Source organism: Rhizomicrobium sp. (genome assembly GCF_056722145.1).
In genome coordinates this window covers 1-25485 of record NZ_JBWZET010000014.1, presented here as the reverse complement: position 1 = coordinate 25485, position 25485 = coordinate 1, and the positions used below count along the sequence as shown (strand labels likewise).

The 25485-nt window shown below is 64.0% G+C and carries 30 protein-coding genes; 21 read left to right on the top strand and 9 right to left on the bottom strand.

What is annotated here, in order from left to right; translation table 11 throughout:
* Together AC1P6P_RS00895 and AC1P6P_RS00890 are read right to left on the bottom strand one after the other, a co-directional pair.
* Positions 1 to 174, bottom strand: a 174-nt coding sequence (locus AC1P6P_RS00895) for a type II toxin-antitoxin system PemK/MazF family toxin (protein ID WP_481400549.1), incomplete at its 3' end; no start/stop codon positions are given.
* A gap of 24 nt (positions 175 to 198) precedes the next feature.
* Complete coding sequence (locus AC1P6P_RS00890) at positions 199 to 429, bottom strand: AbrB/MazE/SpoVT family DNA-binding domain-containing protein (protein ID WP_481400545.1); 231 nt, start codon at positions 427 to 429, stop codon at positions 199 to 201.
* A 132-nt stretch (positions 430 to 561) separates the two neighbouring features.
* On the opposite strand from AC1P6P_RS00890, the gene uvrB reads away from it, so the two are divergent.
* The 6 genes from uvrB (at position 562) to AC1P6P_RS00860 (ending at position 6257) form a co-directional block, all read left to right on the top strand.
* Complete coding sequence (gene uvrB / locus AC1P6P_RS00885; RefSeq protein WP_481400548.1) at positions 562 to 2811, top strand: excinuclease ABC subunit UvrB; 2250 nt, start codon at positions 562 to 564, stop codon at positions 2809 to 2811.
* Positions 2812 to 2988: 177 nt separating this feature from the next.
* Positions 2989 to 3204: a hypothetical protein gene (locus tag AC1P6P_RS00880; RefSeq protein WP_481400544.1), complete on the top strand. Its 216-nt coding sequence runs from the start codon at positions 2989 to 2991 to the stop codon at positions 3202 to 3204.
* Positions 3205 to 3597: 393 nt separating this feature from the next.
* Positions 3598 to 3801 (top strand): cold-shock protein, encoded by a 204-nt coding sequence (locus tag AC1P6P_RS00875; protein WP_481400543.1) that lies wholly within the window; start codon positions 3598 to 3600, stop codon positions 3799 to 3801.
* 70 nt (positions 3802 to 3871) lie between these two features.
* Positions 3872 to 4126, top strand: coding sequence for a transcriptional regulator (locus tag AC1P6P_RS00870; RefSeq protein WP_481400542.1), 255 nt, complete (start codon positions 3872 to 3874; stop codon positions 4124 to 4126).
* A 71-nt stretch (positions 4127 to 4197) separates the two neighbouring features.
* The gene (locus AC1P6P_RS00865; RefSeq protein ID WP_481400541.1) at positions 4198 to 5019 is read left to right on the top strand and encodes a MipA/OmpV family protein; all 822 of its coding nucleotides are present in this window, start codon (positions 4198 to 4200) and stop codon (positions 5017 to 5019) included.
* Positions 5020 to 5081: 62 nt separating this feature from the next.
* Positions 5082 to 6257, top strand: coding sequence for a hypothetical protein (locus tag AC1P6P_RS00860; protein WP_481400540.1), 1176 nt, complete (start codon positions 5082 to 5084; stop codon positions 6255 to 6257).
* Between the two features lies 1 nt (position 6258).
* On the opposite strand, the gene AC1P6P_RS00855 is transcribed toward AC1P6P_RS00860, so the two are convergent.
* The 4 genes from AC1P6P_RS00855 to AC1P6P_RS00840 form a co-directional block, all read right to left on the bottom strand.
* The gene (locus tag AC1P6P_RS00855; protein ID WP_481400539.1) at positions 6259 to 6516 is read right to left on the bottom strand and encodes a hypothetical protein; all 258 of its coding nucleotides are present in this window, start codon (positions 6514 to 6516) and stop codon (positions 6259 to 6261) included.
* 11 nt (positions 6517 to 6527) lie between these two features.
* Complete coding sequence (locus AC1P6P_RS00850) at positions 6528 to 6845, bottom strand: hypothetical protein (RefSeq protein ID WP_481400538.1); 318 nt, start codon at positions 6843 to 6845, stop codon at positions 6528 to 6530.
* A 101-nt stretch (positions 6846 to 6946) separates the two neighbouring features.
* On the bottom strand, positions 6947 to 7567 hold the full coding sequence (locus AC1P6P_RS00845) for a thymidine kinase (RefSeq protein ID WP_481400537.1): 621 nt from the start codon (positions 7565 to 7567) through the stop codon (positions 6947 to 6949).
* A gap of 133 nt (positions 7568 to 7700) precedes the next feature.
* Positions 7701 to 8072, bottom strand: a complete 372-nt coding sequence (locus AC1P6P_RS00840) for a Rap1a/Tai family immunity protein (RefSeq protein WP_481400536.1) — start codon at positions 8070 to 8072, stop codon at positions 7701 to 7703.
* A gap of 177 nt (positions 8073 to 8249) precedes the next feature.
* On the opposite strand from AC1P6P_RS00840, the gene AC1P6P_RS00835 reads away from it, so the two are divergent.
* Positions 8250 to 8792, top strand: a complete 543-nt coding sequence (locus AC1P6P_RS00835) for a superoxide dismutase family protein (RefSeq protein WP_481400535.1) — start codon at positions 8250 to 8252, stop codon at positions 8790 to 8792.
* Positions 8793 to 9171: 379 nt separating this feature from the next.
* Positions 9172 to 9375, top strand: coding sequence for a cold-shock protein (locus AC1P6P_RS00830; protein ID WP_166932955.1), 204 nt, complete (start codon positions 9172 to 9174; stop codon positions 9373 to 9375).
* A gap of 69 nt (positions 9376 to 9444) precedes the next feature.
* Here AC1P6P_RS00830 and AC1P6P_RS00825 read toward each other — a convergent pair whose 3' ends face one another.
* On the bottom strand, positions 9445 to 9804 hold the full coding sequence (locus tag AC1P6P_RS00825) for a VOC family protein (RefSeq protein ID WP_481400547.1): 360 nt from the start codon (positions 9802 to 9804) through the stop codon (positions 9445 to 9447).
* A 50-nt stretch (positions 9805 to 9854) separates the two neighbouring features.
* Here AC1P6P_RS00825 and cutA point away from each other — a divergent pair, with 50 nt between their 5' ends.
* Together cutA and AC1P6P_RS00815 are read left to right on the top strand one after the other, a co-directional pair.
* Positions 9855 to 10178: a divalent-cation tolerance protein CutA gene (gene cutA / locus AC1P6P_RS00820; RefSeq protein WP_481400534.1), complete on the top strand. Its 324-nt coding sequence runs from the start codon at positions 9855 to 9857 to the stop codon at positions 10176 to 10178.
* Positions 10179 to 10299: 121 nt separating this feature from the next.
* Entirely contained in the window at positions 10300 to 13053 is a 2754-nt protein-coding gene (locus AC1P6P_RS00815; RefSeq protein ID WP_481400533.1) for a [protein-PII] uridylyltransferase, read from the top strand.
* A 214-nt stretch (positions 13054 to 13267) separates the two neighbouring features.
* On the opposite strand, the gene AC1P6P_RS00810 is transcribed toward AC1P6P_RS00815, so the two are convergent.
* Positions 13268 to 14074 (bottom strand): hypothetical protein, encoded by an 807-nt coding sequence (locus tag AC1P6P_RS00810; protein WP_481400532.1) that lies wholly within the window; start codon positions 14072 to 14074, stop codon positions 13268 to 13270.
* A gap of 129 nt (positions 14075 to 14203) precedes the next feature.
* Between AC1P6P_RS00810 and trpS the strand changes: the two genes are divergently transcribed.
* The 10 genes from trpS (at position 14204) to AC1P6P_RS00760 (ending at position 24032) form a co-directional block, all read left to right on the top strand.
* Positions 14204 to 15226, top strand: a complete 1023-nt coding sequence (gene trpS, locus AC1P6P_RS00805; RefSeq protein WP_481400531.1) for a tryptophan--tRNA ligase — start codon at positions 14204 to 14206, stop codon at positions 15224 to 15226.
* A gap of 305 nt (positions 15227 to 15531) precedes the next feature.
* Positions 15532 to 16368, top strand: coding sequence for an SDH family Clp fold serine proteinase (locus AC1P6P_RS00800; RefSeq protein ID WP_481400530.1), 837 nt, complete (start codon positions 15532 to 15534; stop codon positions 16366 to 16368).
* A gap of 10 nt (positions 16369 to 16378) precedes the next feature.
* The gene (locus AC1P6P_RS00795; RefSeq protein WP_481400529.1) at positions 16379 to 17131 is read left to right on the top strand and encodes an SDR family oxidoreductase; all 753 of its coding nucleotides are present in this window, start codon (positions 16379 to 16381) and stop codon (positions 17129 to 17131) included.
* A 56-nt stretch (positions 17132 to 17187) separates the two neighbouring features.
* Entirely contained in the window at positions 17188 to 17583 is a 396-nt protein-coding gene (folB, locus tag AC1P6P_RS00790) for a dihydroneopterin aldolase (protein WP_481400528.1), read from the top strand.
* A 269-nt stretch (positions 17584 to 17852) separates the two neighbouring features.
* Positions 17853 to 19220, top strand: a complete 1368-nt coding sequence (locus AC1P6P_RS00785) for a sensor histidine kinase (protein WP_481400527.1) — start codon at positions 17853 to 17855, stop codon at positions 19218 to 19220.
* 42 nt (positions 19221 to 19262) lie between these two features.
* Entirely contained in the window at positions 19263 to 21134 is a 1872-nt protein-coding gene (gene uvrC / locus AC1P6P_RS00780; RefSeq protein WP_481400526.1) for an excinuclease ABC subunit UvrC, read from the top strand.
* A gap of 48 nt (positions 21135 to 21182) precedes the next feature.
* Positions 21183 to 21785: a CDP-diacylglycerol--glycerol-3-phosphate 3-phosphatidyltransferase gene (gene pgsA, locus AC1P6P_RS00775; protein ID WP_481400525.1), complete on the top strand. Its 603-nt coding sequence runs from the start codon at positions 21183 to 21185 to the stop codon at positions 21783 to 21785.
* Entirely contained in the window at positions 21786 to 22037 is a 252-nt protein-coding gene (gene moaD / locus AC1P6P_RS00770; protein WP_481400524.1) for a molybdopterin converting factor subunit 1, read from the top strand.
* A 208-nt stretch (positions 22038 to 22245) separates the two neighbouring features.
* The gene (locus AC1P6P_RS00765; protein ID WP_481400523.1) at positions 22246 to 23565 is read left to right on the top strand and encodes a sensor histidine kinase; all 1320 of its coding nucleotides are present in this window, start codon (positions 22246 to 22248) and stop codon (positions 23563 to 23565) included.
* Between the two features lie 32 nt (positions 23566 to 23597).
* On the top strand, positions 23598 to 24032 hold the full coding sequence (locus AC1P6P_RS00760) for a molybdenum cofactor biosynthesis protein MoaE (RefSeq protein ID WP_481400522.1): 435 nt from the start codon (positions 23598 to 23600) through the stop codon (positions 24030 to 24032).
* Between the two features lie 52 nt (positions 24033 to 24084).
* Here AC1P6P_RS00760 and AC1P6P_RS00755 read toward each other — a convergent pair whose 3' ends face one another.
* Positions 24085 to 24981, bottom strand: coding sequence for a branched-chain amino acid aminotransferase (locus tag AC1P6P_RS00755; RefSeq protein ID WP_481400521.1), 897 nt, complete (start codon positions 24979 to 24981; stop codon positions 24085 to 24087).
* Positions 24982 to 25053: 72 nt separating this feature from the next.
* Between AC1P6P_RS00755 and AC1P6P_RS00750 the strand changes: the two genes are divergently transcribed.
* Positions 25054 to 25401: a MarR family transcriptional regulator gene (locus AC1P6P_RS00750; RefSeq protein ID WP_481400546.1), complete on the top strand. Its 348-nt coding sequence runs from the start codon at positions 25054 to 25056 to the stop codon at positions 25399 to 25401.
* Positions 25402 to 25485 lie beyond the last annotated feature (84 nt).

Below are 25485 nucleotides of genomic sequence, written 5' to 3'. Positions count from 1 at the left end.
CACGTCGGTCGGCCAGTGACTTTTTGCAGCAGTGGTGATCATGGCGAAAACGGTGTTGCCGCTTTCACCGTTCGCTTTCTGGGTCGACAGCACCAGGGCAGGCCGCGGCTTGGCCACTGCCATGTCGGTGAACGGGAACGGTACGACGGCCACCTCACCCGCCTCGCAAATCATCATGTCCGCCCCCATCGACCTAGCTTAGAGTTTATCGAACGCCGCCGCGTCTTCCGGGCTGTTCCACTCCGACAGCGTCGTTTCCAACGCCTTGAGGTAGGTCCGATCCAGCGGCTCGGCTCGCGCCAGAGTCACCTTCCCCTTGGCGATCCGGTAGACCAGCGTATCACCCGGCTTCACGCCCAGCGCCTCGCGAACTTCTTTGGGCAATGTCGTCTGCGCCTTGGCCGTCACTTTGCCGAATACCGCATTCATGAAAGGTCTCCTTACCTCCTTACAATACCATCGACACCTCTGGAACACAACGGAAACGTCCGTTATAGTCTTGCCATGCACAACAACGGCATGGTGCCCCGGGGGCCCGGGGAAGTACGCGGCTTCGGCGAGATGACCGGGGCGGAAATCGCCGGGTTCGTTCCGCACCGCCCGTCGCGGCCGGAGAAATCCGAGGGCGGCAAGCGCTTCGTGCTGGTCTCGGAATACGAGCCGGCGGGCGACCAGCCGACCGCGATCGCCGATCTGGTAAGCGGCGCCAATGCCAACGAGCGCGACCAGGTGCTTTTGGGCGTCACCGGCTCGGGCAAGACCTTCACCATGGCCAAGGTGATCGAAGCGGTGCAGCGCCCGGCCCTGATCCTCGCCCCCAACAAGACCCTGGCGGCGCAGCTTTACGCCGAGATGAAAAGCTTCTTCCCGCACAACGCGGTCGAGTATTTCGTTTCGTATTACGACTATTACCAGCCGGAAGCCTATATCCCGCGTACCGACACCTATATCGAGAAAGACTCCTCCATCAACGAGGAGATCGATCGTATGCGCCATTCGGCGACGCGCGCCATCCTCGAACGCGACGACGTCATCATCGTCGCCAGCGTGTCGTGCATCTACGGCATCGGCGCGGTGGAGACCTATTCCGGCACGGCGCTGACGATCAAGAAGGGCAGCCGCCTCGACCGCAACGATCTGATGCGCGAACTGTCGGCGCTGCAATACCGCCGCAACGACGACAATTTCGTCCGCGGCGCTTTTCGGGTGCGCGGCGACGTCATCGACATATTCCCGGCGCATTATGAAGACCGCGCCTGGCGGGTGGAGCTGTTCGGCGACGAGGTCGACCAGATTTCCGAATTCGATCCGCTCACCGGCCGCAGCGCCGGCACGCTGGAGACCATCAAAGTCTACGCCAATTCGCACTATGTGACACCGCGCCCGACCCTGGCCCAGGCGATCAAAGGCATCAAGGCCGAGCTGATTGTGACCCTGGAGCGCTTCCGGGCCGAGGGCAAGCTGCTGGAAGCGCAGCGGCTGGAGCAGCGCACCAATTTCGACATGGAGATGATCGAAGCGACCGGCAGTTGCGCCGGTATCGAAAACTATTCGCGCTGGCTGACGGGGCGCAAACCGGGCGAGCCGCCGCCAACACTGTTCGAATACCTGCCCGATGACTCGCTGGTGTTCTGCGACGAAAGCCATGTTTCGGTGTCGCAGATCGGCGCCATGTACAAAGGCGATTATCGGCGCAAATCGACGCTCTCGGAATACGGCTTCCGCCTGCCCTCGTGCCTCGACAACCGGCCGCTCAAGTTCGAAGAGTGGGACGCAATGCGGCCGCAGACGGTTTACGTTTCGGCGACCCCCGGCAATTGGGAAATGGAACGCACCGGCGGCGTTTTCACCGAACAGGTGATCCGCCCGACCGGCCTTATTGATCCACCGGTCGAAGTGAGACCGGTGGAATCGCAAGTTGACGATCTGATCGCCGAATGCCGCGCCATCGCCAAGCGCGGCTATCGCGCCCTGGTGACGACGCTGACCAAGAAAATGGCGGAGGACCTCACCGAATACATGCACGAACAGGGCATCCGCGTGCGCTATATGCATTCGGACGTGGAAACCATCGAGCGCATCGAGATCATCCGCGACCTCCGGCTCGGCGCCTTCGACGTCTTGATCGGCATCAATCTGTTGCGCGAAGGCCTCGACATTCCCGAATGCGCCCTGGTGGCGATTTTGGACGCCGACAAGGAAGGTTTTTTGCGCAGCGAGACCAGCCTGATCCAGACCATCGGGCGGGCGGCGCGCAACGTCGATTCACGCGTCATTCTGTATGCGGATCATATCACCGGCTCGATGGAGCGGGCGATGGCCGAGACCACGCGCCGGCGCGAGAAGCAATCCGCCTACAACGCCGCCCACAACATCACGCCGCAAAGCGTGAAGAAGCACATCGCCGACATCATGGGCTCGATGTACGAGCGCGATCATGTCACCGTGGGGCAAGGTGAATTGGGCTTTGCCGAAGACGGCAAGGAATTCATCGGCCACAACATCAAGGCCCACATCGCCGACCTCGAAAAGCGCATGAAGGACGCCGCCGCCGACCTCGAATTCGAAGAGGCCGCGCGCCTGCGCGATGAGATCAAGCGCCTGACGACGGTGGAACTGGCGGTAGCCGACGATCCTTTCGCGCGCCAGAGCGCGGTGGACGATGCCGTGGATGCCGCGTTTTTGAATGCCGTGCGCGACGGGGTCAAAGCGACAGCGCCGAAAAAGCCCGGCAGCAAAGGCTCCCGCACCCGCCTCAAACGCCAAGCCCGCCCAGGCGTGCCGAAGACATTCGGCAGCAGGTCGAAGTAAGCAATGATACGCAACCCCACTCGGCGTCATCGCCTGCAAATGCAGGCGACCCAGGTGGTGTTGCACAATCGGCAGAGGTCGGGGTTGAACCCATTCTGAAGCGCCGGTGCAGCGAAACCTTGATGGCCCGCAGTCACGGGCCATGACATAATAAGGAGAACCGCAGCGGGAGCTCCGATGAGGCTCCAATCAAATACGGTCCTGTCGCTCGACACCTGGAAGCGCAAGAAGCTCAAGAACATCAAATTCCGCGCCGCCTACAACGCCCTTGGCGAGGAATTTGCGCGGGCGGCAAAGAAGATCAAAGCGAAGCGCAAACTGCCATCGGCAGGGCTGTCGGTGAACAAGTCCAAGAAGCTGCGCCTCGCGTGGCCGCGTTTGGGGCGGTTCTAGCAAAATCGGGCGCCGCACAAAACGCCTGCCGAGAATACCAATCCCCTAAGCGTTCCCGACTGGCAGATCGAATGGGCCGGGGCGGGAAATGCGGTCCGGGCAGGCAGGGGCGGGTGCTTCGCCGGGGCGTTTCCGGCTCCCCTTCCCCTTGGGGCGGCGGCCGGAAAACGTGGGCGTCGCTGCGGAATTTGGGGATTTGTTTATTTCGGCGCGATCCTGTAAGGTGTGGCTACGTGGTTGTTACGTCTCGTCAGGCGAAGCGCTCCAACGGATGCCGACCGCCCTGAGCGCGCGACGACCGAACGAACCCTTCTCAACAAGCTGATGCTCTCGTTTTCCACGTCCGTCTGTGCCTGTCGCACAGCGCGGAACCACTCACTGCAAGGAAAACTCATGACCATCGGAACTGTGAAGTTCTTCAATGTCGCCAAAGGCTTCGGTTTCATCGCGCCGGAAGGCGGCGGCAAGGACGTGTTCGTCCACATGACCGCCGTGGAAGCCGCCGGCATGCGCTCGCTGGCCGAAGGCCAGAAGGTGTCGTTCGACATCCAGCCGGACGCCCGTGGCAGCAAGGCCGCCAATCTCAAGGCAGTCTGAGGCGTGTTGCAGGCGGCAGATGCGCAGCAACTTGCCGCCTGCCCGTTCTCATTCTTACCGGGAGATCACCATGTCGGACGACAATAGCAAGATCGCGCCGCCCTCGTCGGCCAAGCGCGAAACCGCGCGCCGCAATGCCATGGACCATTTCGCCGCCGCCGAGCGGCGCGATAGCGAAGTGCGCAAGGAAATCGAGCGCCAGCAAGCCGCCGACGCCGCCAAAATCAGCAAATTGCGTGCCCTGCGCCTAGCCAAGGAAGAGGCCGACCGCCTCGCCGCCGCCGCCGCCCCGCCGCCCAAACCCAAGAAAACCCGGGCGCGCTGAACCGACGTTGGTCGGAACCTCGCCACGCCTCTGCCGTTGTTCCCACTGGCGGTGTGGCAGAGGAGTCATTCATGCAAGTGTGGGCGGCAGCCATCGCGGCGTCCGTGTTGGCGACGTTGGCGACTGCGGCATCGGCCGCGGATAACGGCACTGTCGCCTCGGAAGTGCCGCAGGAAGGCCAGTCGAAATGGGCCGGCTACGGCTCGCTCGGACTCAGCCTTTTGCCCGAATACGAAGGCTCCGCCTCCTATGTCCTGCTGCCGTATATCGAAGGCCGGCTGAACTACGAAAATTATTACGCCCGGTTCGAAGGCGGCGCCTTGCGCTTCAACGTCCTCGACAGCGAGGACTTTCACCTTGGGCCGCTGATCGGCTTCCGCCGCGGACGTGGCAACGTCGATTCGCCGGTGCGCTTCTTCAAACATCTCGACGATACCGAGACCGCCGGCGGCTTCATCGAATGGGAGCACGTCGCCAAAGACCCGCGCTCGGGCGAGACCGTGACGGTAATGGCCGACAACGCCGTCTATGGCGAAAAAGGCGGCTGGCAGATCGTCACCCGCGCCACCGTGCGCCGCCCGATCGAGGCGGTGAACCCCGGTTTCATCGTGTCGCTGACCGGCGATCTGTCGTGGGTGTCGCGGCCGTATGCGCGCATGTATTTCGGCGTGACACCAGCCAATTCCGTCGCCAGCGGCTTGCCGGCGTACACCCCCGGCGACGGTTTCAGCCGGGTCGGTGCCGCCCTCTCGCTCGACCAGTTCCTGTCGCGCCACTTCAGCGTCGGGGTACGCGGCTATTATGCCCGTCTGGTCGGACCGGCGGCCGACAGCCCCGTCACCGAGGATTCCAACCAGTACTTCGCCGGCATCGTCGCGGGCTACGTGCTGTAGGCCGTTGCCGGCGGCTGGGGACGGGCATACGGTAGCGCTAACAATAATGTTGGGGGGTAGCGATGAAGCTGCTGTTCGCGCTTGTGACGGCCGGATTGCTTGCTGGCGCCGCGCACGCCGATTTTCTGGAAGATTTCCACGGCAAGACATTGGCGATGGACCCCAGCTTCAAGACCGGCTGGGGCACGCTCACCGGCTCAGGCGAGGCGACCGTCAGCCTGACCCAGAAAAACCATCACGGCTTCATGACCGTCGATGCCCGCGCCGACAAGCGCAACATCTTCTGGGCCCTGATCAAGCGCGCCGTCACCAAGGACGTCGACATGGCGAAACTGGTGACGCCGGGACATGCCTTGCGGGTCGAGATGAAAATCCGCCTCTCGGATGCGCCGCGGCGGGTGCATTTCCAGATCAATACCAACCGCACCACCGATTATCACGCCAATCTGCGCGAGTTCGATATCGCCGACACCGGCTGGCACACCATCGCCTGGACCAACACCGGCCTTGACGTCAAGCCGGGCGACGACGTTTTCCTCACCCTCGGCATGACCGACATGGGCCGCGCCGTCTACACCACCGAAATCGAATACGTGAAGGCGAGCGTGGTGGAAACGCCGTCCGATCTCGGCAATCCGCTCACCTATCGCCCGGTGCTGGCGGCGCACTTCGCCAACACTCTGACGGTGGCCGAAGACGCCATCATCGATGCCGCTTATCCGTGGGTGAACCTGAAGGACTGGACCGAGCTTAATCCCGACGAAGGCACGCTTGGCGTTCATGTCAATGCGATCAGCGGCAGCCAGATCACCATTCTGCGGTTCGATTTGGCGAAATTCAAAGGCCGCACGGTGGATGGCTGGGGTGTGCTCGAATTGACCACCGCCACGGCCGCCTGGGCGCCCACCAACCTGGAAGAATTCGGCTATCTGCGGGCGGTGGAGATCAAGGGCACGGCGCCCGATTTCCAGCGCAACACCGTCACCTGGGACAGCTTCTTCGCCGGCCGGCCGGTGCTCGACGTGCTGAACGGGCAGCTGTTCTACGACGTGCAGCCAGCCGTGCAGCGCGACGGAAAAACACTGATCGCCATCAATCCGGCGGTGATGCAGCGCTTGATCGACGGCACCAGCAAGGGCATCGCCATCTATGGCCAAGGCGCGCTGAATTTCAGCTTCGCTTCCAGCCAAGCGCCGGGCGAAGGCTCCCGCCCGACGCTGCGGTTCAATGTGAAGTAGCTCAGCGGTCGCGATATTCCCAATGGCAGTTGTCGCCATCCTCGTCGCAGACGCGGACGCGCTTCTGGCTGTCGCTGCGATCGCGCCAATCCTGGCCATCCTGACGGTCGCGCCAGTGTTCGCGATCGCGCCAGGTATCGTGATAGCTGCCGCTATTATCGTAATAGCCGGTGTCGTCGTAGCGGCTGGCACAGCCGCCTGCCATCACCAGCACGCTCGCCATCGCGCCTGCCAGGGCGAATTTTCCCAGTCGAGTCATTTCATCTCTCCTTACCAATGCCCTGCCGACCAGCGGCAATATTCGGAATCGCCGTCGCACACCCAGACGCCGCGACGATGGTCGAAATGGTGCAAGCGATAGAAGCGATCACGATCGCTGTCGTAATAACGCCGGTCATAGCGATACGGTTCGTTCCAGCGCACCGGAACCCGGCGGCAATCGCCCCAGTCGCAGTCGACGCGCCAGCAGCGCTCCTCGCCGCATCTCGTATGGTAACGGTCGGCCTCAGCGGGCGTCGCCGCCACCATCCCAAGCACGGCGAGCCCGGCCAGGGCCGCCGATTTCAGCGTCTTCGAAAAGTGCATCATCGATCACTCCGGTGTTGCCCTTCCAATCACCAGGAAGAACGTACCGAATTGGGCGAGATGCGGGCACGCCGAGGGCCCGGCTGTGACAAGGATGAGCGCGCTCAGACCTTCTTGCGCGGCGGCTCGTAGCAGCTGCGGCAGCGCACCTGGTATTCGCCGATGTCGCCGACCACCAGCTGCTTGTCGTCGGAGACCAGCCGGAAGGAGATGTAGCCGGCGTCGGAACCGCACACCATGCACACACCCGTCAGTTTCTCGACGCTGTCGGCGATGGCCAGAAGCCCCGGGATCGGTCCGAACGGCTGCTCGGCGAAATCCATGTCGAGGCCGGCGACGATGATGCGCAAATCGGTGTTGCGGCGCTCGCGCAACAGCCGGCGGACGGCGCGGCCGAACCAGCCAAGCGCATCCTGCATCGGGGTGTCGAGCGGAAAGAACTGCGCCTCGTCGATCGCCAGCACGTCGAACTTGTTGAGATTCACGATCTTCCAGAAACTGTCCTCGTCGTGGACCATCACGGCGGAGAGCTGATCGGTGACCTGGGTGGTACCGTCGGGCAGGACCGCGCGCGAGGCGATGTAGCCCTGGGTGCGCGTGTCGTGCGCCGGCTTCAGGATGCGCACCCGCTTCTTGGCGTATTGGGCACGATGCAGCTTGGCGATCAGCCGCTCGGTCTTGCCGGAAAACATCGGCCCGACGATGACTTCCAAACGCGATGTCATGAAGGGACCCCGACTCAGATGCGGGGCGACTTAAACACGATTCGAACCGCGCCCGTCCGAACACGGGTGCCATCAGCTTGTGGAAAACCGGGGGGACAGAACGGGTTAGGACGTTCTGTCTCGCACGCGGGCGCTATTGCGGCGTGTCGGTCGACGGCGGCGGCACCGGCGGCTGCGGCTCGGCACTCTTGCAGGGATAGAGCTTCGAAGTCGCTTCATACAACCCGTCGTCGAACGGCTGATCCTTCAGCGCGGCGGGGTAATTCTCCTCTTTGCGCAGCCAGCTCAAGGTCTCATTCGCCGCTTCGCGTACCGTGGTATCTTCGGGCAGGCAGATGATTTTCTGGCTCTTGGCCGCTTCGACATAATTCTTGATTTTCTGCATGCACGCCGCGTTGTCGCGATAGCAGGTGGTCAGGAACTCGGACAGCTTGGGCAAATCCTCGGCCGGAGCCGCCGACAGCATGGCGGCAGCAGCAGCACACGCCAACAACACCTTGTTCATCGTTACCCCCTTCGTCATTTCGAGCGCGCGGCCGCCTCTTCGCCGACGGGCGGCCTTACGGGACCGGGCTGTTAGTGTAGCATAACCCCAGCGCCGGTGAGCCCCTGCTTGCGGGTGGTGCCGGACGCGACGTTCTGTCCGCCTCTCGGCCGACAGGGCACCACCACGGGGGGGACCATGCGGATCGTCCTGGGATTGGTCTTGGCGCTGGCGGCGACCAGCGCGGCGGCGGGGCCGACGGCCTCGGCCACAATGGTCGACAGCGCCGGGCGCGAGGTCGGCAGCGCCCATTTCAAGGCGGCGCCGCACGGCGTCGTCATCGAGATCGCGGTCAAGGGGCTGAGACCGGGGCCGCATGCGGTCCTGATCCACGCCAAGGGGCGGTGCGACGCGGCCACCGGCTTTGCCTCGGCCGGGCCGGTGCTGGATTTCGATTTCGGCCGTTCGCACGGCTACTTCGCCAAAGGCGGCCCCAAGCCCGGCGACCTGCCACTGCAATTCGCCGCCGCCGACGGCAGCCTGCACGCCAGTTTCTATTCGACCCAGATCTCGCTCGGCGACGGCAAGCGCTCGATCTTCGGCCGTGACGGCGTCGCGCTCATCGTCCATGGCGACAGCGACGATTATCAGAGCCAGCCCGAGGGGCGCGCTGGCATCCGCGTCGCCTGTGGCGTGATCGTCAAGGCACCGCTGCCGGCCAAGCACGCCCGCACGCGGTGAAGCATCGCTCCGGCCCACTTGGCCGCCGTGAAGGGGCGCTGGCGCGACGTCGAATTGTCAGGTTTTCCGCGCTTTTCGTGCCATCCGCGCACGCCCGGACGCGCCAGATTAGAAGACTGCTAAAGCGGCCCCGACCTGCCCCCATCTTGCCTAAAAGCTGTGCCTCGGCTAAGGATTCCCGCGTCGAGGCCGCGCAAGCCACAGAGACAAGTTTCAAGCGCGCCCAACCGCTCTTCTCGGGACTTAGTAGCCCGATCGGAGAATGGCCTGGAGTGACGACTACGACGCTTTTCCTGAAACCCACTGGTGCGACTGCGACGACTGCATCGAACATGGTGTTCGCGGCAGACACTACCAATGCTTTCAGGAGAAAGCCGTCATGACCATCGGTCAAGTTAAGTTCTTCAACACCACCAAGGGCTTCGGTTTCATCGCGCCGGAAGGCGGCGGCAAGGACGTATTCGTCCACATGACCGCCGTGCAGGCTGCGGGTCTTCGCGGTCTCAATGAAGGCCAGAAGGTCAGCTTCGACGTCGAAGCCGACAAGCGCGGCCCCAAGGCGGTGAACCTGAAGCTCGTCTGAGCAACAGGTATTGACCGAACTAGCGAACGGCGTGGGAGCCATCCCACGCCGTTTCGTTTTGTGGCGATGTCAGCCCAAGGGCTGCCACAGCTCGATCTTGGTGCCATCAGGATCGGTGATCCAGGCGAAGCGGCCGTACTCATGATCCTCGCGGCCGAGCACCGCGATGCCCTTGGCGTCGAGGCCGGCGACGAAGCCGTCGAGATCGTCGACCGCGAAGTTGATCATGAACTCACGGCCGGACGGCGCGAAATAGTTGGTATCGGACGCAAACGGTCCCCAGATGGCGAACGGCGGATGGCCTTCGGCGTCATAGCTAAGCAGCGCCGACCCGAACGACTCGATAGCAATCCCGAGGACCTCGCGATACCACTCCGCCAATTTCTTCGGATCGGGCGACTTGAAGAAGATGCCGCCGATCCCGGTCACTTTTGCCAAGACAATTCTCCCTAGCTGGTTCGCCCGCTATAGTGCCTGTCATGAGCGACTTCGTCTTCGTTTATTCGACCTTTCCCGATCAGGAATCCGCCGTCAGGGTGGCGGAACATCTGGTGCACGCCAAACTGGCGGCCTGCGCCAACCTCTTGGCGCCGATCACCAGCATCTATGAGTGGGAGGGCAGGCTCGAAACCGCGCGCGAAATCGCGGCGCTGTTCAAAACGCGACGGGCGTTGGCCGAGCCGGCGATCGCCGCCGCCCGGGCGCTGCACCCTTATGCGGTGCCGTGCTTCGTGGTGCTACCGATCGAAACCGGGTCTTCGGACTATCTTAACTGGGTTTGTGCCCAAACTTTAAGCGCGTAACGTCGATCGGCGCGCGTCGTGACCGAAAACAGGCACCCCCTATTCGGTCAGGCGCGTCGGACGCCTTGCGTTTGGGCGCGTCGCGCCGTTTGATGCCGCCCGCAGCCCCGGATGTCAGCCTTTGAGCCTTGCCAAAAAGCCCCCGCGCACCGCCCCGCTCGACGGCGATATCCTGCGCCAGGACCTTGCCAATCTGAGCCAGCGCATCGCCGACAAGGATGAGTTGCGCAAGGAGGCCCTGCAGCTGATCAAGGGCGCCTTCCAGAACGCGCGCGCCCGGGTCAAGGATCAGGTCGTCACCGGCAAGCTGCACGGCCAGCAGGCGGCGCGCCAATTGTCGGCGATCCAAGATGCCGTCATCAAGGTGCTGTACGATTTCGCGGTGCGCGAGTTCTTTCCGCAATCGAAGAAGAATACGGCGGAACACCTGACCGTGGTGGCCACCGGCGGCTATGGCCGCGGCGAGCTGGCGCCGGGCTCCGATGTCGACCTGCTCTTCATCCGTCCCAACAAGCCGACGCCGTGGGACGAGCACGTCATCGAATTCATCCTCTACATGCTGTGGGACTTGGGGCTGAAGGTCGGCCACGCCACCCGCTCGCTGCCCGAATGCGTCCGCCTCGCCAAGCAGGACATCACCATCTGCACCGCGATCCTGGAGGCGCGCTATCTGTGGGGCGATCTTTCGCTCTACGACCAGCTGCGCAAGGTGTTCTGGAGCGAAGTGGCGACCGGCTCGGGCCAGGAATTCGTCGAAGCCAAGCTCGCCGAACGCGACGAACGCCACCGACTGCAAGGCGAAAGCCGCTTCCTGGTGGAACCCAACATCAAGGAAGGCAAAGGCGGGCTTCGCGACCTGCAGACGCTGTTCTGGATCGGCAAGTATCTTTATCACGTCTACGACGCCGCCGAGCTGGTCAAGCACGACGTCTTCACCAAAGACGAATACGAGACCTTCCAGAAGGCGGAAGCGTTCCTGTGGGACGTGCGCGTGCGCCTGCATTACCTGATGGGGCGCGCCGAGGAACGCCTGTCGTTCGATGCCCAGCCCGGCGTCGCCGCAGCGATGGGCTACAGCTCCGACAATCCGCGCGAGGCGGTGGAAAACTTCATGCGCGCCTACTTCCTGGTCGCCAAGGATGTCGGCGGCCTGACCCGCATCTTCTGCAAGGCGCTGGAAGTCCAGAACCGCAAGAAGCACCGTTCCACCATCGCCGCGATCATGCCCGGCTTCCTGCGCCTGCGCTCCAACGACGACGACTTCTTCGTCGAAGCCGGCCGCATCAACGCCAAGCCCGACATTTTCAAGAAAGACCCGGTCAATTTCCTGCGCATCTATCACATGGCGGATACCAAGGGCATTCCGGTCCATCCCGATGCGCTTCGCACCATCACCCGCTCGCTCGACCTGATCGACGACGCGCTGCGCGCCAATCCCGAGGCCAACAAGCTGTTCCTCGAATGCCTGTCGTCGAAGAACAATCCGGAAAAGGCGCTGAAGCGGATGAACGAATCCGGCGTACTGGGGCGCTTCGTGCCCGAGTTCGACCGCGTCGTGGCGCTGATGCAGTTCAACATGTACCACCACTATACGGTGGACGAGCACCTGATCCGCGCCGTCGGCAACGTCGCCGCCATCGAACACGGCGAGATGAAGGACGATCATCCGATCGCCCACGACATCATGAAGCGCGTCACCAAGCGCGAAGTGCTGTTCTGCGCCGCGCTGCTGCACGATATCGCCAAGGGCCTGCCCGGCGACCATTCCGCCATCGGCGGCGAAATCGCCCGTCATTGCTGCCTGAGATGGGGCCTGACCGAAGACGACACCGCCATCGTCGCCTGGCTGGTAGAACATCACCTCGTCATGAGCGACACCGCCCAGCGCCGCGATATCGCCGATCCCAAGACGGTGCGCGACTTCGCCGATGTCGTGCAGTCGCCGGAATATCTGCGCATGCTGCTCGTTTTGACCGTCGCCGACATCCGCGCGGTCGGCCCGGGCGTGTGGAACGGCTGGAAGGGCCAGCTGTTGCGCGAGCTGTTCTACGAAGCCGAGGCGGTGATCTCGGGCGGCGACCAGACCCGCTCGCATTCGGTGCGGGTGGACGACGCCAAGGCGGCGCTGGACCAGCAGCTCGCCGACATGCCGGCGGAAGAACGCGAGCGCCTGATCGGCCGCCACTACGACACCTATTGGCTGACGCTCGACACCGAAACTCACGTCCGCCACGCCCGCATGATGGCGGCGGCCGATGCCAAGGGCGAACTGCTCGCGCTCGACGCGGTGTCGAACGTGTTCCGCGCGGTGACCGAAATCACCGTCTATACGCCCGACCATCCCGGCCTGTTTGCCCAGGTCACCGGCGCCATCGCGGCAGCGGGCGGTTCGATCGTCGATGCCAAGGTATTCACGACCTCGGACGGCTTCGCGCTCGACATTTTCTCGGTGCAGGATGCCGACGGCGGACCGTTCGGCGATGCGTCGCGCGCCGAGCGCCTCAAGCAGACCATCCTCAAGATCGTGCGCGGCGAAGCGGTACCGCGTGCCCTGTTCGCCAAACGCCCGCCCAAGAGCCGCGCCTCGGCGTTCAATGTGCCGAGCCGGGTGTCGTTCGACAACGAAGCCTCGCATTCGGCGACCGTCATCGAAGTCAGAGGCCGCGACCGCGTCGGCTTCCTTTACGATGTGTCGACGGCGCTGTTCGATTGCGGCCTGTCGATCTCCTCGGCGATGATCGCCACTTACGGCGAGCGCGTCGTCGACGTGTTCTACGTGCGCGACGGCTACGGCCACAAGATCGTCCACCCCGACCGGCTCAACGCCATCGAGGACATCCTGCTCCGGGCGGTGGAAGGCAAACTGTCGGAGTAGAGCAAAGGGCATTCAGACGGGATCACATCTTTCCCGACTTTGATGTGAGATCGCCACCCCAACACTGTCATCGCCCGCAAATGCGGGCGACCCAGGTCAAATCTGTCGCGATCTTAGGGGCTGTGCCAGATGGCACCTGGACGGCCCGCAGTCGCGGGCCATGACACCGAGGGGCGTCGGACGATCTGGGGATTTCGGCCGAACGTCCGCCGCTCTAGACCGGTGGCGTCTGTGGATCGGCGGGCGCCGGCGCTGCGGGGGCCGGCGGTTTCGGCGGCGGCAACGGTGCGAGGCTACTGCTCGGTGCTTTGCGACCGCCGAGGCGCAGCTTGGCGATGTAATCGAGTTCGCCAAGCGCGAGCTGGTTGCCCGGCTCCAGTTTCAGCGACTCGCGATAGGCAGCTTCGGCGTCGTCGAGACGCTCCATCTCGGTCAGGACATAGCCGCGGCCGCGATAGAGCCGTGCCTTGTCGCGATCGTTGACGCCGATCAGCGCCAAGCCTTCGTCGTACGCGGCAAGTGCCTCGTCAAGGCGATGCAACTGCCCCAATGCGGCGCCGCGCTCGCTCGCCAGGCCCGGACGGGTCTCGCCGGAATTGCCTTTGTCGAACGACCGCTCGCGATCGAACACCCGCACCGCATCGTCGTAGCGTTTGATCTCGTTGTAATAGGACCCCAGCATCAGCGCGATCATCGGATAGGGGTTGGCCACCGCCACCACGCGCTTGCCCGGATTGGCCTTGGACGCCACCATCATCGCGGTCAGGGACTCCATCATGCCGTCGGTCAGCACGATGACGTCGCCGTCGGCTTGCGGACACGGCTTGTCCATGTCGGTGAGCGCCGCTTCGAGATCGTCGAGGTGCCGGCGTACCGCCTGGATGCCCTCAGACCGCGCGTCGGCATACGCCGCAGTGAGTGCCGCCGTTGCCTTGAGGTGGCGCGGACAGTCCGGTGCCTCGGCAAACGCCGCCCCGCTCACCAGCAACGCCGCGATGCACGCCCAAACGAATGATTTCATGGCCCCCTCCCCCGAGATGGCCACCAGTCTACTCCCGATTGCGTCCTTGATAAGACGGCGGCGCTGCGTCGGCTTGCGAGACCAGCCCGTTCGCGCCATAAACCCCGCCACGCCTTCAGGATTTTAACCATGTCCGAGCCCAGCCACAGCCCCCTCGTCTTTTCCGGCATGCAGCCGACCAACACGCTGCATCTCGGCAACTATCTGGGCGCCTTGAAGAACTGGGTGAAGCTGCAGGACCAGATGCCGTGCATCTACTGCGTCGTCGACATGCACGCCATCACCGCGGTCGCCTATGGCAAGGCGGACGAGTTGAAAAAGGCGGTGCGCGAAGTGGCGGCGGCCTATATCGCGGCCGGCGTCGATCCCAAGCGCTCGATCCTGTTCCAGCAGTCGGCGGTGCCGGCGCATGCGGAACTGGCCTGGATCTTCAATTGCGTCGCCCGCCTCGGCTGGATGGACCGCATGACCCAGTTCAAGGAAAAGACCGGCAAGCACAAGGAGCGCGCCTCGGTCGGCCTCTACACCTATCCGACCCTGATGGCCGCCGACATCCTGGTCTACAAAGCGACCCATGTGCCGGTCGGCGAGGACCAGAAGCAGCATCTCGAACTGACCCGCGACATCGCCATCAAGTTCAACAACGACTACGCGGTGCCCGATTTCTTCCCGCAGCCGGAGCCGGTCATTCTCGGCACCGGCACGCGCGTGATGTCGTTACGCGACGGCGCCAAAAAAATGTCGAAGTCGGACGAGAGCGACATGAGCCGCATCAATCTCACCGACGATGCCGACAGCGTGGCGCAGAAAATCAGGAAGGCCCGCACCGATCCCAATCCTTTGCCCGACGACGAAAAGGGCCTGGAGGGGCGCCCCGAAGCCGAGAACCTGATCAACATCTTCGCCGCCCTCGCCGATGTGCCGCGCAGCGAGATCATCGCCCGCTTCGCCGGCCAGCAATTCTCCGGCTTCAAGAACGAGCTCGCCGATCTCGCGGTCGCCAAGATCGCCCCGATCGCGGTCAAGATGCGCGAGCTCCTCGGCGATCCGGCCGAACTCGACCGCATCCTCGACGACGGTGCGGCCAAGGCGGCGGCAATTGCGGCCCCGATCATCGCCGAGACCAAGAAGCTGGTCGGTTTCGGCCACTGAGACACACCGTGTGACAAAAATTGGCGTATGCGGACGGCTTTCCGTTGCGTGCGCAGGCGCTTAGCGTTGCCGCCCCAACGCATTGTTGCGACTACATATTAGTCGCGACTAAAGCCGTTGCGCCCGATTAGAAACAGAGTAATTGTGGGTATCAGATAACGGGCTCAGCTAGTTGCGACTAAGTTGAAGTGCTCAATTGGGGGTGTCGTTACGAAACGCGTGGCAGTATTCGCTTAACATTACCGTCAGCCATCACTTCCCGCCGCCCGCTTTCGCCTGTACGCGCCATGTTGCAAGGGATGACCATGGCTACGAGAGATTTGCGTTTCCACAGTGACGGTGCAGTGCGTTTCCTGGCCGCCGCCAGCGCCCGGCGAACCTCCATTGAGAACGACTGGATCCAGACCCAACGCCAGCTGCAGACGATCTGGCCGCGGCCCGAGCGCACCGTTCTTGCCCTGATCCATGAAGGCGACGACGGCCTCGATGCCGAAGACGCCACCGACCTTCTCACCGTGCTGGCGATGCTCGGGCCCGACGATCCGGTCGACGTCATCCTGCACACCCACGGCGGCAGCGCCACCGCCGGCAACCGCATCGCCGCGGCGCTGGTCGGGCGGCGCAACACCGCCGCCTTCGTGCCCTTCTACGCCGAGAGCGCCGGCACCGAAGTCGCGCTCGCCTGCGCGGAAATCCATCTCGGCAAGGACGCCAATCTGACGCCGATCGACATCCATATCGAAGGCACACCGGCGCGCGATCTCGTCGAGCTGGCGCGCAAGGCCGGTCCCCGGGCAAGCGAAACGCTGCGGCTGGCCGCCAAGGTCGCCGAGCGGGCGCTGAAGGACGAAGCCAAGATCGTCGAAGACCTGATCCACCCCAACCACAAGCAGGCGAACGCGCGCGTCTCGCTGGCGAAAAAGCTGACCAGCGGGCGCAGCTATCATTCCCAGCTGATCCGCTTCGCCGCCGCCAAGCATATGGGCATTGCCGTCGCGCACGGGGTGCCGGCCGAACTCTACCGCTTCATCGGCACCCGCCGGGCCCAGCTCAAGCAGCTCAGGGAGCTGGACTCGCAAATCAAGTTCGTCCACCAGCGCGAGCCCGAACCACGGCTGGAAATGGTGCACGGGGCGGCCTAATCTTCCCGCCATGAGCGGAACCATCCTCGTCACCGGCGGTGCCAAGCGGCTCGGGCGGGCCATCGTGCTCGATCTGGCGCGGCACGGCTTCGCCATCGCGCTGCATTACAATTCATCGGAAAAGGAAGCGCGTGCGACGTGCGCCGATGCCATGACGGCGGGGGTCAAGGTCGCGCTTCTGAAGGCCGACCTGTCGCGCGAAAGCGAGACCGAAACCCTGGTGGCGCGCGCCGTGGCGGAGCTCGGCCCGCTCACCGGCCTGATCAACTCGGCCTCGGTGTTCGAAAACGACGACTGGTATTCGGTGACGCGCTCGAGCTGGGATCATCACCTCGAAACCAACCTGCGCGCGCCGTTCGTTTTGAGCCAGGCCTTCGCGCATCAGGTGCCGCGCGACGGCAGCGGCGCCATCGTCAACATCATCGACCAGCGCGTGTTGAAGCCGACGCCGCAATTCCTCTCCTACAGCCTGTCCAAAGCCGGCCTCAAATGGCTTACCACGACACTGGCGCAGGCGCTGGCGCCGAAGGTGCGGGTCAATGCGGTGGGGCCGGGCCCGACCATGATCAACGCCCGCCAGAGCCAAGCCGATTTCGCGCGCCAGCGCGAAGCCACCGTCTTGGGCCGCGGCGCCGAGCCTCAGGACGTATGCGAGGCGGTGCGCTATCTCCTCGGCGCCGGTTCGGTGACCGGCCAGATGATCGCCGTCGACGGCGGCCAGCACCTCATCTGGCAGACCGCGGACGTGGCGGTGAAGGAATGAGCGCGACCGGAAAAGTGGGTACCGGTTTTCCGATTGGTCGCGCGAGGAATTAAGCGATGACGAACACCGAGCCTTTGCGCATTGCCGATGTGGAAGCCGGCATCCGGCACGTCTTCATCCGCAATCTCGAACTCGATGTCGAAATCGGCATCTACAGCCACGAGCACGGCAAAACGCAAAAGGTGCGGCTCAACGTCGACATGGCGGTGGACGACGCGCCGGTGATGGAAGACCGGCTGGAATCGGTGGTGGATTATGCCGACATCACCCGAAAGGTGAGGAAGCTGGTCGCCGGCGGCCATGTCGCGCTCGCCGAAACTCTCGCCGAACAGGTCGCCAAGATCTGCTTCGAAGACGTGCGCGTGCGGATGGTGCGCGTCCGGGTGGAAAAGCTCGAAGCCCTCAAGAATGCCGAAAGCGCCGGCGTCGAAATCGAGCGCAAGCGGCGCTGACCGGCTGGCGTCGCATCGAATGTCGCCGTCATCACCATGCTGGCGACGATGCATCCGTTTTTTAACCGCATCGCGTCATTCGCGTTCCGCGCGCAAGCGGCGGTAGCCGGGCAATCGTTGCGGTTACTACGTAGATGGCAATAAAACCCATGAAATCGCGCTTTTTGTGGCGCCTGCGTTAAACAGCACCGCAGAGACCATGGCACACTTTCACGGTGTGTTAAAAGCGCGCCCCCTAGTCTGGTGTTGCAACCTGCTGGAGTCTTGTGATGCCCCCGGACGGAATGACGCGATCCGAGCGCATCCTCAGCGAAAAGCTCGAGCTGCTTCATCACAACACGGTCGCGATCGCCACTAACGTGCCGGTTGCCGCCGTGATCGCCTACCTGCTCGCTGATGTCTACCCCCTCGCGGTACTCGCCGCCTGGCTCGCCGTGATGACAGCGCTCTGCAGCGCCCGGCTGTGGCAGCAATGGCGGTTTCACCACACGCCCATGGCGCAACGCTGTACGCCGTGCAGCGCGCGAAAGTTCGCCATCGGCGCCGGCTTGACCGGCCTGGCCTGGGGCGCGATCTGCCTTGGCTTGCCGGTGTGGGGCGACGACATGGATTTCGTGCTCGTTGCGGTGACGGCCGCCGGCATGACGGCCGGATCGGTGTCGAGTATTGCGGTCTACTACCCCGCCTACCTTGCCTTCAGCCTCAATTTCGCCATCCCCCAAATCGGCGTCATGCTGGTCCAACGCAATCCGGACATCGCCGGTGCCGGCGCCTTGATGATTCTCTATTACGCGGTGATCTCGCTGACCGCGTGGCGCACCAACCGGTTCATCGCCTCAACCCTGGAATTGCGCGTCGACAACCAGATGCTGAAGGCCTCGGCGGACAAGGCGCGCGACGAACGCGATGCCGCCCGTACCGACAAATGGTCGACGCTGGCTCAGTTGAGCCACGAATTGCGCACGCCGCTGAATGCCATCCTCGGATTTTCCGAAGCCATGCGCGGCGAGATTTTCGGCTCTCTCGGGCATATGCGCTACAAGGAATACGCCGAGCATGTGTTTACCAGCGGTCGCGACCTGCTGACCGTCGCCGAAGAACTTCTGACCCTCAGCCAGGGCGAGGCCGGCACCCTGGTGCTGAAGGAGGAAAGCGTCGATCTCGCCGCCATGATCCGCGGTGTGATCGATCAGACGGCGGCCAACGCCGGGCATGCCGGCATCGCGCTGCAGGCCTATATCTCACCCCACCTGCCGATGCTGAAGGCGGACACGGCAAAGCTGCGCCAGATGCTGCTCAATCTCGTCGACAACGCCATCAAGTTCACCCCGACCGGCGGCGATGTCAGCATCACGGCCAAGGTCAGCGGCGGCACCATCGTGGTGGAGGTGCGCGACAGCGGCATCGGCATGAGCCCGGATCAGATTCCGCGCGCCATGGAACCGTTCGGCCGCGCCGCTGCCGCACTGACCGACAACACCGCCGGCGCCGGGCTCGGCCTGCCGATCTGCAAACGCCTGGCGGAATTGCACGGCGCGCGCTTCTCCATCCAGTCGGAGCGCCACCGCGGCACCATCTGCACGCTCGCCTTCCCTGCGGAGCGCACCCTGCCCGAGACCGACGCCGCCGCCGCCTGACCCCCTCGCACGAACGCGGACGAGGCCTTATATCTGCCGGTCATGACCGACCAGTCGACCGAAGCACCCCTGAAAGGCGTCGCCCGCATCGAGGCGTACCTGAAGACGCTGCCCGACGCGCCCGGCGTCTATCGCATGCTGGGTGCCGACGGCACGGTGCTGTACGTCGGCAAGGCCAAGAGCCTCAAGAAGCGGGTTTCCAACTACGCCAAATCGGGCGGGCATACCGAGCGCATCGCGCGGATGATCTCGGAAACCGCCGAGATGCTGTTCGTCACCACGGCCTCGGAAACCGAGGCGCTGCTGCTCGAATCCAATCTGATCAAGCGGCTGAAGCCGCGCTACAACGTTTCCTATCGCGACGACAAATCCTTCCCCTTCATTCTCCTGCGCCAGGATCACGACTTCCCGCAGCTTCTGAAGCACCGCGGCGCCCACACCACCAAGGGGCTTTATTTCGGCCCGTTCGCCAGCGCCGGGGCCGTCAACCGCACGCTGAACACCTTGCAGCGCGCGTTCCTGCTCCGCTCGTGTTCGGATTCGGTGTTCGAGACCCGCTCGCGCCCGTGCCTGTTGTTCCAGATCAAGCGCTGCGCGGCGCCGTGCGTCGAACGCATCGATGGCGCCGCCTATGGCGAGCTGGTCGGCGAGGCAATGCGCTTCCTCGAAGGCAAAAGCCGCGCCGTGCAGGAAAAGCTGGCGAAGGAGATGGAAGCCGCCGCCGAGGCGCTCGACTTCGAAAGTGCCGCCCGCTTGCGCGACCGCATCCGCGCCATGAGCCATGTGCTTGGGACCCAAGGCATCAATCCTGCCACCTTCGCCGAGGCCGATCTCTTTGCTATCCATTGCGAAGGCAATGACGTCTGCATCCAGGTGTTCTTCTTCCGCGCCGGGCAGAACTGGGGCAACAAGCCCTATTTCCCGCGCCAGACCGCCGACCTGTCGGCTGGCGAAATTCTCGAAACCTTCATCGGACAGTTCTACGACGAACGCCCGGCCCCCAGCCTGATCCTCGTGTCCGACGACATTCCCAACCGCGAGCTATTGGCGGAAGCCCTCGCCATGCGTTCGGCGCGCAAGGTGCATATCACCGTGCCAGAACGCGGCGAGAAGCACGATCTCATCACCATGGCCCGCACCAATGCACGCGAACAGCTGGCGCGACGGATGGCGGAGAACTCGGCCCAGCGCGAGCTGCTGGAAGGCGTCGCCGACCTGTTCGGACTGGAAACCGTGCGCCGCATCGAGGTCTACGACAACTCGCACATCGCCGGCAGCCACGCGGTCGGGGGCATGATCGTGGCCGGGCCCGAGGGCTTCGAAAAAGGCGAGTACCGCAAGTACAACATCAAGACCGCCGAACTCACGCCCGGCGACGACTACGCCATGATGCGCGAGGTCCTGACGCGGCGCTTCGCCCGGCTGGTGAAGGACGACGAGGACGCCAAGGCGAGGCGCCCCGATCTCGCCCTGATCGACGGCGGCCCCGGCCAGCTCGCCATCGCCTGCCAGGTGTTCGCCGATCTCGGGGTGGAAGGGGTGACGCTGGCGGCGATCTCCAAGGGTGCCGAGCGCGATGCCGGCTACGAACATTTCCACCTGCCCGGCAAGCCGCCGTTCCGCCTCGATCAGAAGAGCGCGGTGCTCTATTACCTGCAACGCCTGCGCGACGAGGCGCACCGGTTCGCCATTGGCACGCATCGCAAGAAGCGCTCCAAGGCGATCGGCGCCAATCCGCTCGACGAGATTGCCGGCGTCGGCGCCGGGCGCAAGCGCGCGCTGCTGCAGCACTTCGGCTCGGCCAAAGCCGTTTCGGCCGCCAGTCTGACCGATATTGAGGCGGTCAGCGGGGTTTCGGCCACCCTGGCAAAGAAAATCTACGATTTCTTCCACCCCGGCGGCGGCGCCGGTTGACGTAGGGACTTGTCCCCAACGCGGCGAAAGTGGTCTAAGCTGGCAGCTATGGTACGACTGCCCAATATCCTCACCGTGTTTCGCATCATCCTGGTCCCCGTCTTCGCGGTAGCCTTCGTGCTGCCCGGCGAAACCGCCCGGCTGGTCGCCTTCGCGGTGTTCTGCATCGCCGGCATCTCCGATGCGCTCGACGGCTTCGCCGCCCGCAAGTTCAACGCCGGCAGCGACTTCGGCCGCATGCTCGACCCGATCGCCGACAAGATCCTGGTTGGCGTGGCGCTGATGATGCTGGTCGCCGAAGGCGGCATTCACCAGTTCAAGCTCGACCCCGAGGGTCTTGCCGGCCTGATGAAGCTGGTGCCGGCGCTGGTGATCCTGAGCCGCGAGTTCCTGGTCTCGGGTCTTCGCGAGTTCCTCGCCGGCGCCAATGTCAGCGTGCCGGTGACCTTCTTCGCCAAGATCAAGACGGTGGTCCAGATGATCGCCATCGGCGCCATGATCCTCGGCCCCATCGCCGACCGCGTCATCCCCGGTTCGCTGGCGCTCGCCTACGTCACCCTGTGGGTTGCGGCCGGGCTGACGGTGGCAACCGGCTACGTCTATTTGCGCGCCGGCCTCGCCCATACCCGGCGCCGCGAAATCGGCGCCTAGGTGCGCCTTCTCTACTTTGCCTCAGTCCGCCAGCGCCTGGAGCGCAGCGAGGAGCACTATCGGCTGCCGGAAAGTATCGCTACGGTGGGGGAACTTGTCGCCCACCTTGCCGGGCGGGACGGCGCTTACGCTGCGGTTTTCGCCGATCCCAAGGCGCTGAGGGCGGCGGTCAATCAGGTCCATGTCCGGTTCGATGCGCCGCTCCAGGACTCCGACGAAGTCGCGTTCTTTCCGCCGGTCACCGGCGGCTGACCCCCTTCCGCATTCCGTTAAGGCAGCTTACAATTTGATTGTAAGCATGACAAACGACGTTGCGGAAATGGCATTTTCGCATCATGGTGCGATTTCCGATCCTTCCCCAATTGCGAACCCTCGCAAATCGTGACACATCGTCAATCGGTCTGAAACGGCACACGGTATGAGCAGTCATGCGTCGCTTCCCAACGAGACGGCCCGGAACATGACCGTCGCGTCACGTATTCTGGCGATGCACAACACGGTCCGGCAGATCGGCCGCCATTCGGCCCGGCGCCTGCCCACCACCTCCAGACCCTGGATGATCGGGATCAGCGCCATCATCGCTGCCGCCATCCTGTTCCTGGCCAGCGCCTTGACGCTCGGCGTCATGCTGAGCCGCCTGCGTGCCGAAATGCAGATGGTGGAACGCACCCAGGCGATCGTGCTGCAGACCCGCAACATCGAAGAGGACCTGCTCGACGCCCATGCCGCCGCTCACGCCAGCGGTGCTCCCGCAATGGTGCGCATCGAGGGACACAATGCTGCCCGCCGCCTGGCGGCGCTGCGGACGATGGCGCCCGCGGAAACGGCCGCGCTGACTGCGATTGCCGCTGCGATCGACAACGAGATTACAGCCCTGGCCAGCGGACGCGACAGTCATGCCGGCAGCCGGGCGCTGGCCGCGTTCCGGGCCGAGCAAACCACGCGCTACGAGGAAACCCGCAGCGATACCGACCGCCACATCCTGAATTTCATCGCCTTTGCGCTGTTGATGGCGCTGATCGGACCGACGCTCGGCCTCGCCGGCATATCGATGCTGCAGCGCGAACGCGGACGACGCCAAGCCCGCCAGATGCAATCGGAGCTGATGCACATCCAGCGGCTGGCAGTGATGGGCGAAACCGCCGCCATGCTGGCCCACGACGTCAGCCATCCGCTCGCCGCCGCCAACAACTATCTCGCCGCGCTGCGGCGCACGGCCGCCCAGGGCGATTGCGCCAAGGCGGCGGACTACAGCGAGCGCGCCGCCCAGCAGATCCATCGTGCCGCCACCATCCTCAACCGCCTCCGCCGCTTCATCGAGAAGCGCGACTGCGAACACGCGGCGGTATCGCCGGCGGTGCTGATCGAGGATGCGGTTGCCCTTCTCGGCCCGCTCGACACCGACGTCGCCCTCACCATCGACGCCGCCACCGATCTGCCCGCCGTCACCATCGATCGCATCCAGATCCAGCAGGTGCTGGTCAATCTGATCCGCAACGCCCTCGATGCCATGCGCAGCTCGCCGGAGCGCCGCCTGGCCATCGCCGCCCGACACGCCGCGCCGGGATGGGTCGAATTCGCGCTTCATGATACCGGTCCCGGCCTGCCGCCGGACATCGCGACCAAGCTGTTCAGCCCCTTCGTCACCACCAAAAAAGAAGGCATGGGCGTCGGGCTTTCGATCTGCCGCAGCATCATCACCAGCCACGGCGGCACCATCTGGGCCGAGCCCAATCCCGCGGGCGGCACGGTGTTCCGCTTCCGCCTGCCGGCGGCGTAGCCGCGATCCTTATTCTGCGCTACGACTGGCGCATGGACGCCGTCATCCGCATCCAAGCCGCGCCGTTCGATAGCGCCGCCGAACTGCAGCCGCTCGCTGGAGCCGGCGCAGTGGTGAGTTTCGTCGGCTCGGTGCGCGCCGAACCGGGACTGCAGACGCTGCGGCTCGAACATTATCCCGCCATGACCGAACGCGAAATCGCCCGCCAGGTGGATGCCGCGGCGGCGCGCTGGCCGCTGTCGGGTATCGTGGTCGTGCACCGCGTCGGCGAGTTGAAGCCCGGCGAGGCCATCGTGCTGGTGGCGGTCGCTGCCGCCCACCGCCGCGAAGCCTTCGCCGCGTGCGAATTCCTGATCGATCACCTCAAAACGAAGGCGCCCTTCTGGAAAGAAGAGCGCCTCGCATCAGGGTCACGATGGGTGGCGGCCAAGTCCGCAGACGACGAAGCCGCCGCCCGCTGGACTTAAATTGCCGCGCTTTCGGGCGGAAAACCGGGAGCCACTTTTCCTGAAAGCGCTCTCAGAGCTCGACCACCGACTTCTCGCGCTGAACGTCGGCGAGATAATCGTTGAGCAGCGCCCGCGAAATGTCGCCCGGCGTGAACTTGTAGGGGCCGATCTCCGATACCGGGGTCACTTCCGCCGCCGTGCCGCAGAGGAATGCCTCGGAGAAGTCCGCCATCTCATCCGGCTGGATGTGCCGTTCCACCACCTGAAGCTGGCGGATGCGCGCCAAGGCTTCCACCGAGCGGCGCGTGATGCCATCGAGGAAGCAGTCCGGCGTCGGGGTATGCAGCACGCCATCCTTGACGAAGATGATGTTGGCACCGGTGGCTTCGGCGACGTAGCCGCGATAGTCCAGCATCAGCGCGTCGGTATAGCCTTTGTCCTCGGCGGCGTGCTTCGACATGGTGCAGATCATGTAGAGACCGGCGGCCTTGGCGGCGGTCGGCGCAGTATCGGGCGCCGGGCGCTTCCACTGCGAGATGTCGAGGCGGATGCCTTTCATCTTGGTCTCGGGATCGAAATAGGACGGCCACGACCAGGTGGCGATCGCCACATGCGTCTTGGTCTGCTGCGCCGCCACCGCCATCATCTCCGAGCCGCGCCACACCACCGGACGGACATAGGCGTCGGTGTATTTCTGCACTTCGCAGGCCGCCATGCAGGCCGCGTTGATCTCATCGGCGGTGTACGGAATATGGATGCCGAGGATGCGGGCGCTCTCGAACAGGCGCTCGGTGTGCTCCTTCAGCTTGTAGATGCGGCCCGAATACATCCGCTCGCCTTCGAATACGCAGGACGCGTAGTGCAGGCCGTGCGTCAGTACGTGAATCTTGGCGTCCTTCCAGGGGATCAGCTTGCCGTCAAACCACAGCGAACCGTCGCGCATATCGAAGGGGATCACATCGGCCATTCTTTATTCCTTTCGCTTCCTGGCGGGCCTGGCCCCTTGCCTATCCATAACACGGGGCCTATTTATGGCAGCATGCCTGACGTAATACGCGGCAGTGCGCCGCCCGACACCCGTGCATTATACCTTAGCGACGAGGCGCTAAAGCAAGGACTGGATTTGCTCTTTGTCGCCGCGCGCGATGCGGCGGCCAAAAGCGCCGTGGTTCTCGCTGCCGCAGGTTTAGGACGCGCCCACGCCCGCGCTTTGCATTTCATTGCGCGTAATCCGGGACTTTCGGTCGCCGAATTGCTGGGCTTCCTCAAGATCACCAAACAGAGCCTCAATCGCGTGCTCAACGACCTGCTCCATGGCGGCTTCGTGGAACGCAAGACAGGTATGCAGGATCGTCGCACCCGCCGACTCTATCTGACCGGCGCCTGAAAAAACCTGGCAGATGCGGTATGGAACGCCCAGCGCCCGGTCATCGCGGCCGCCTTCAAGGCCGCCGGCCAGGACGCCGTGGGC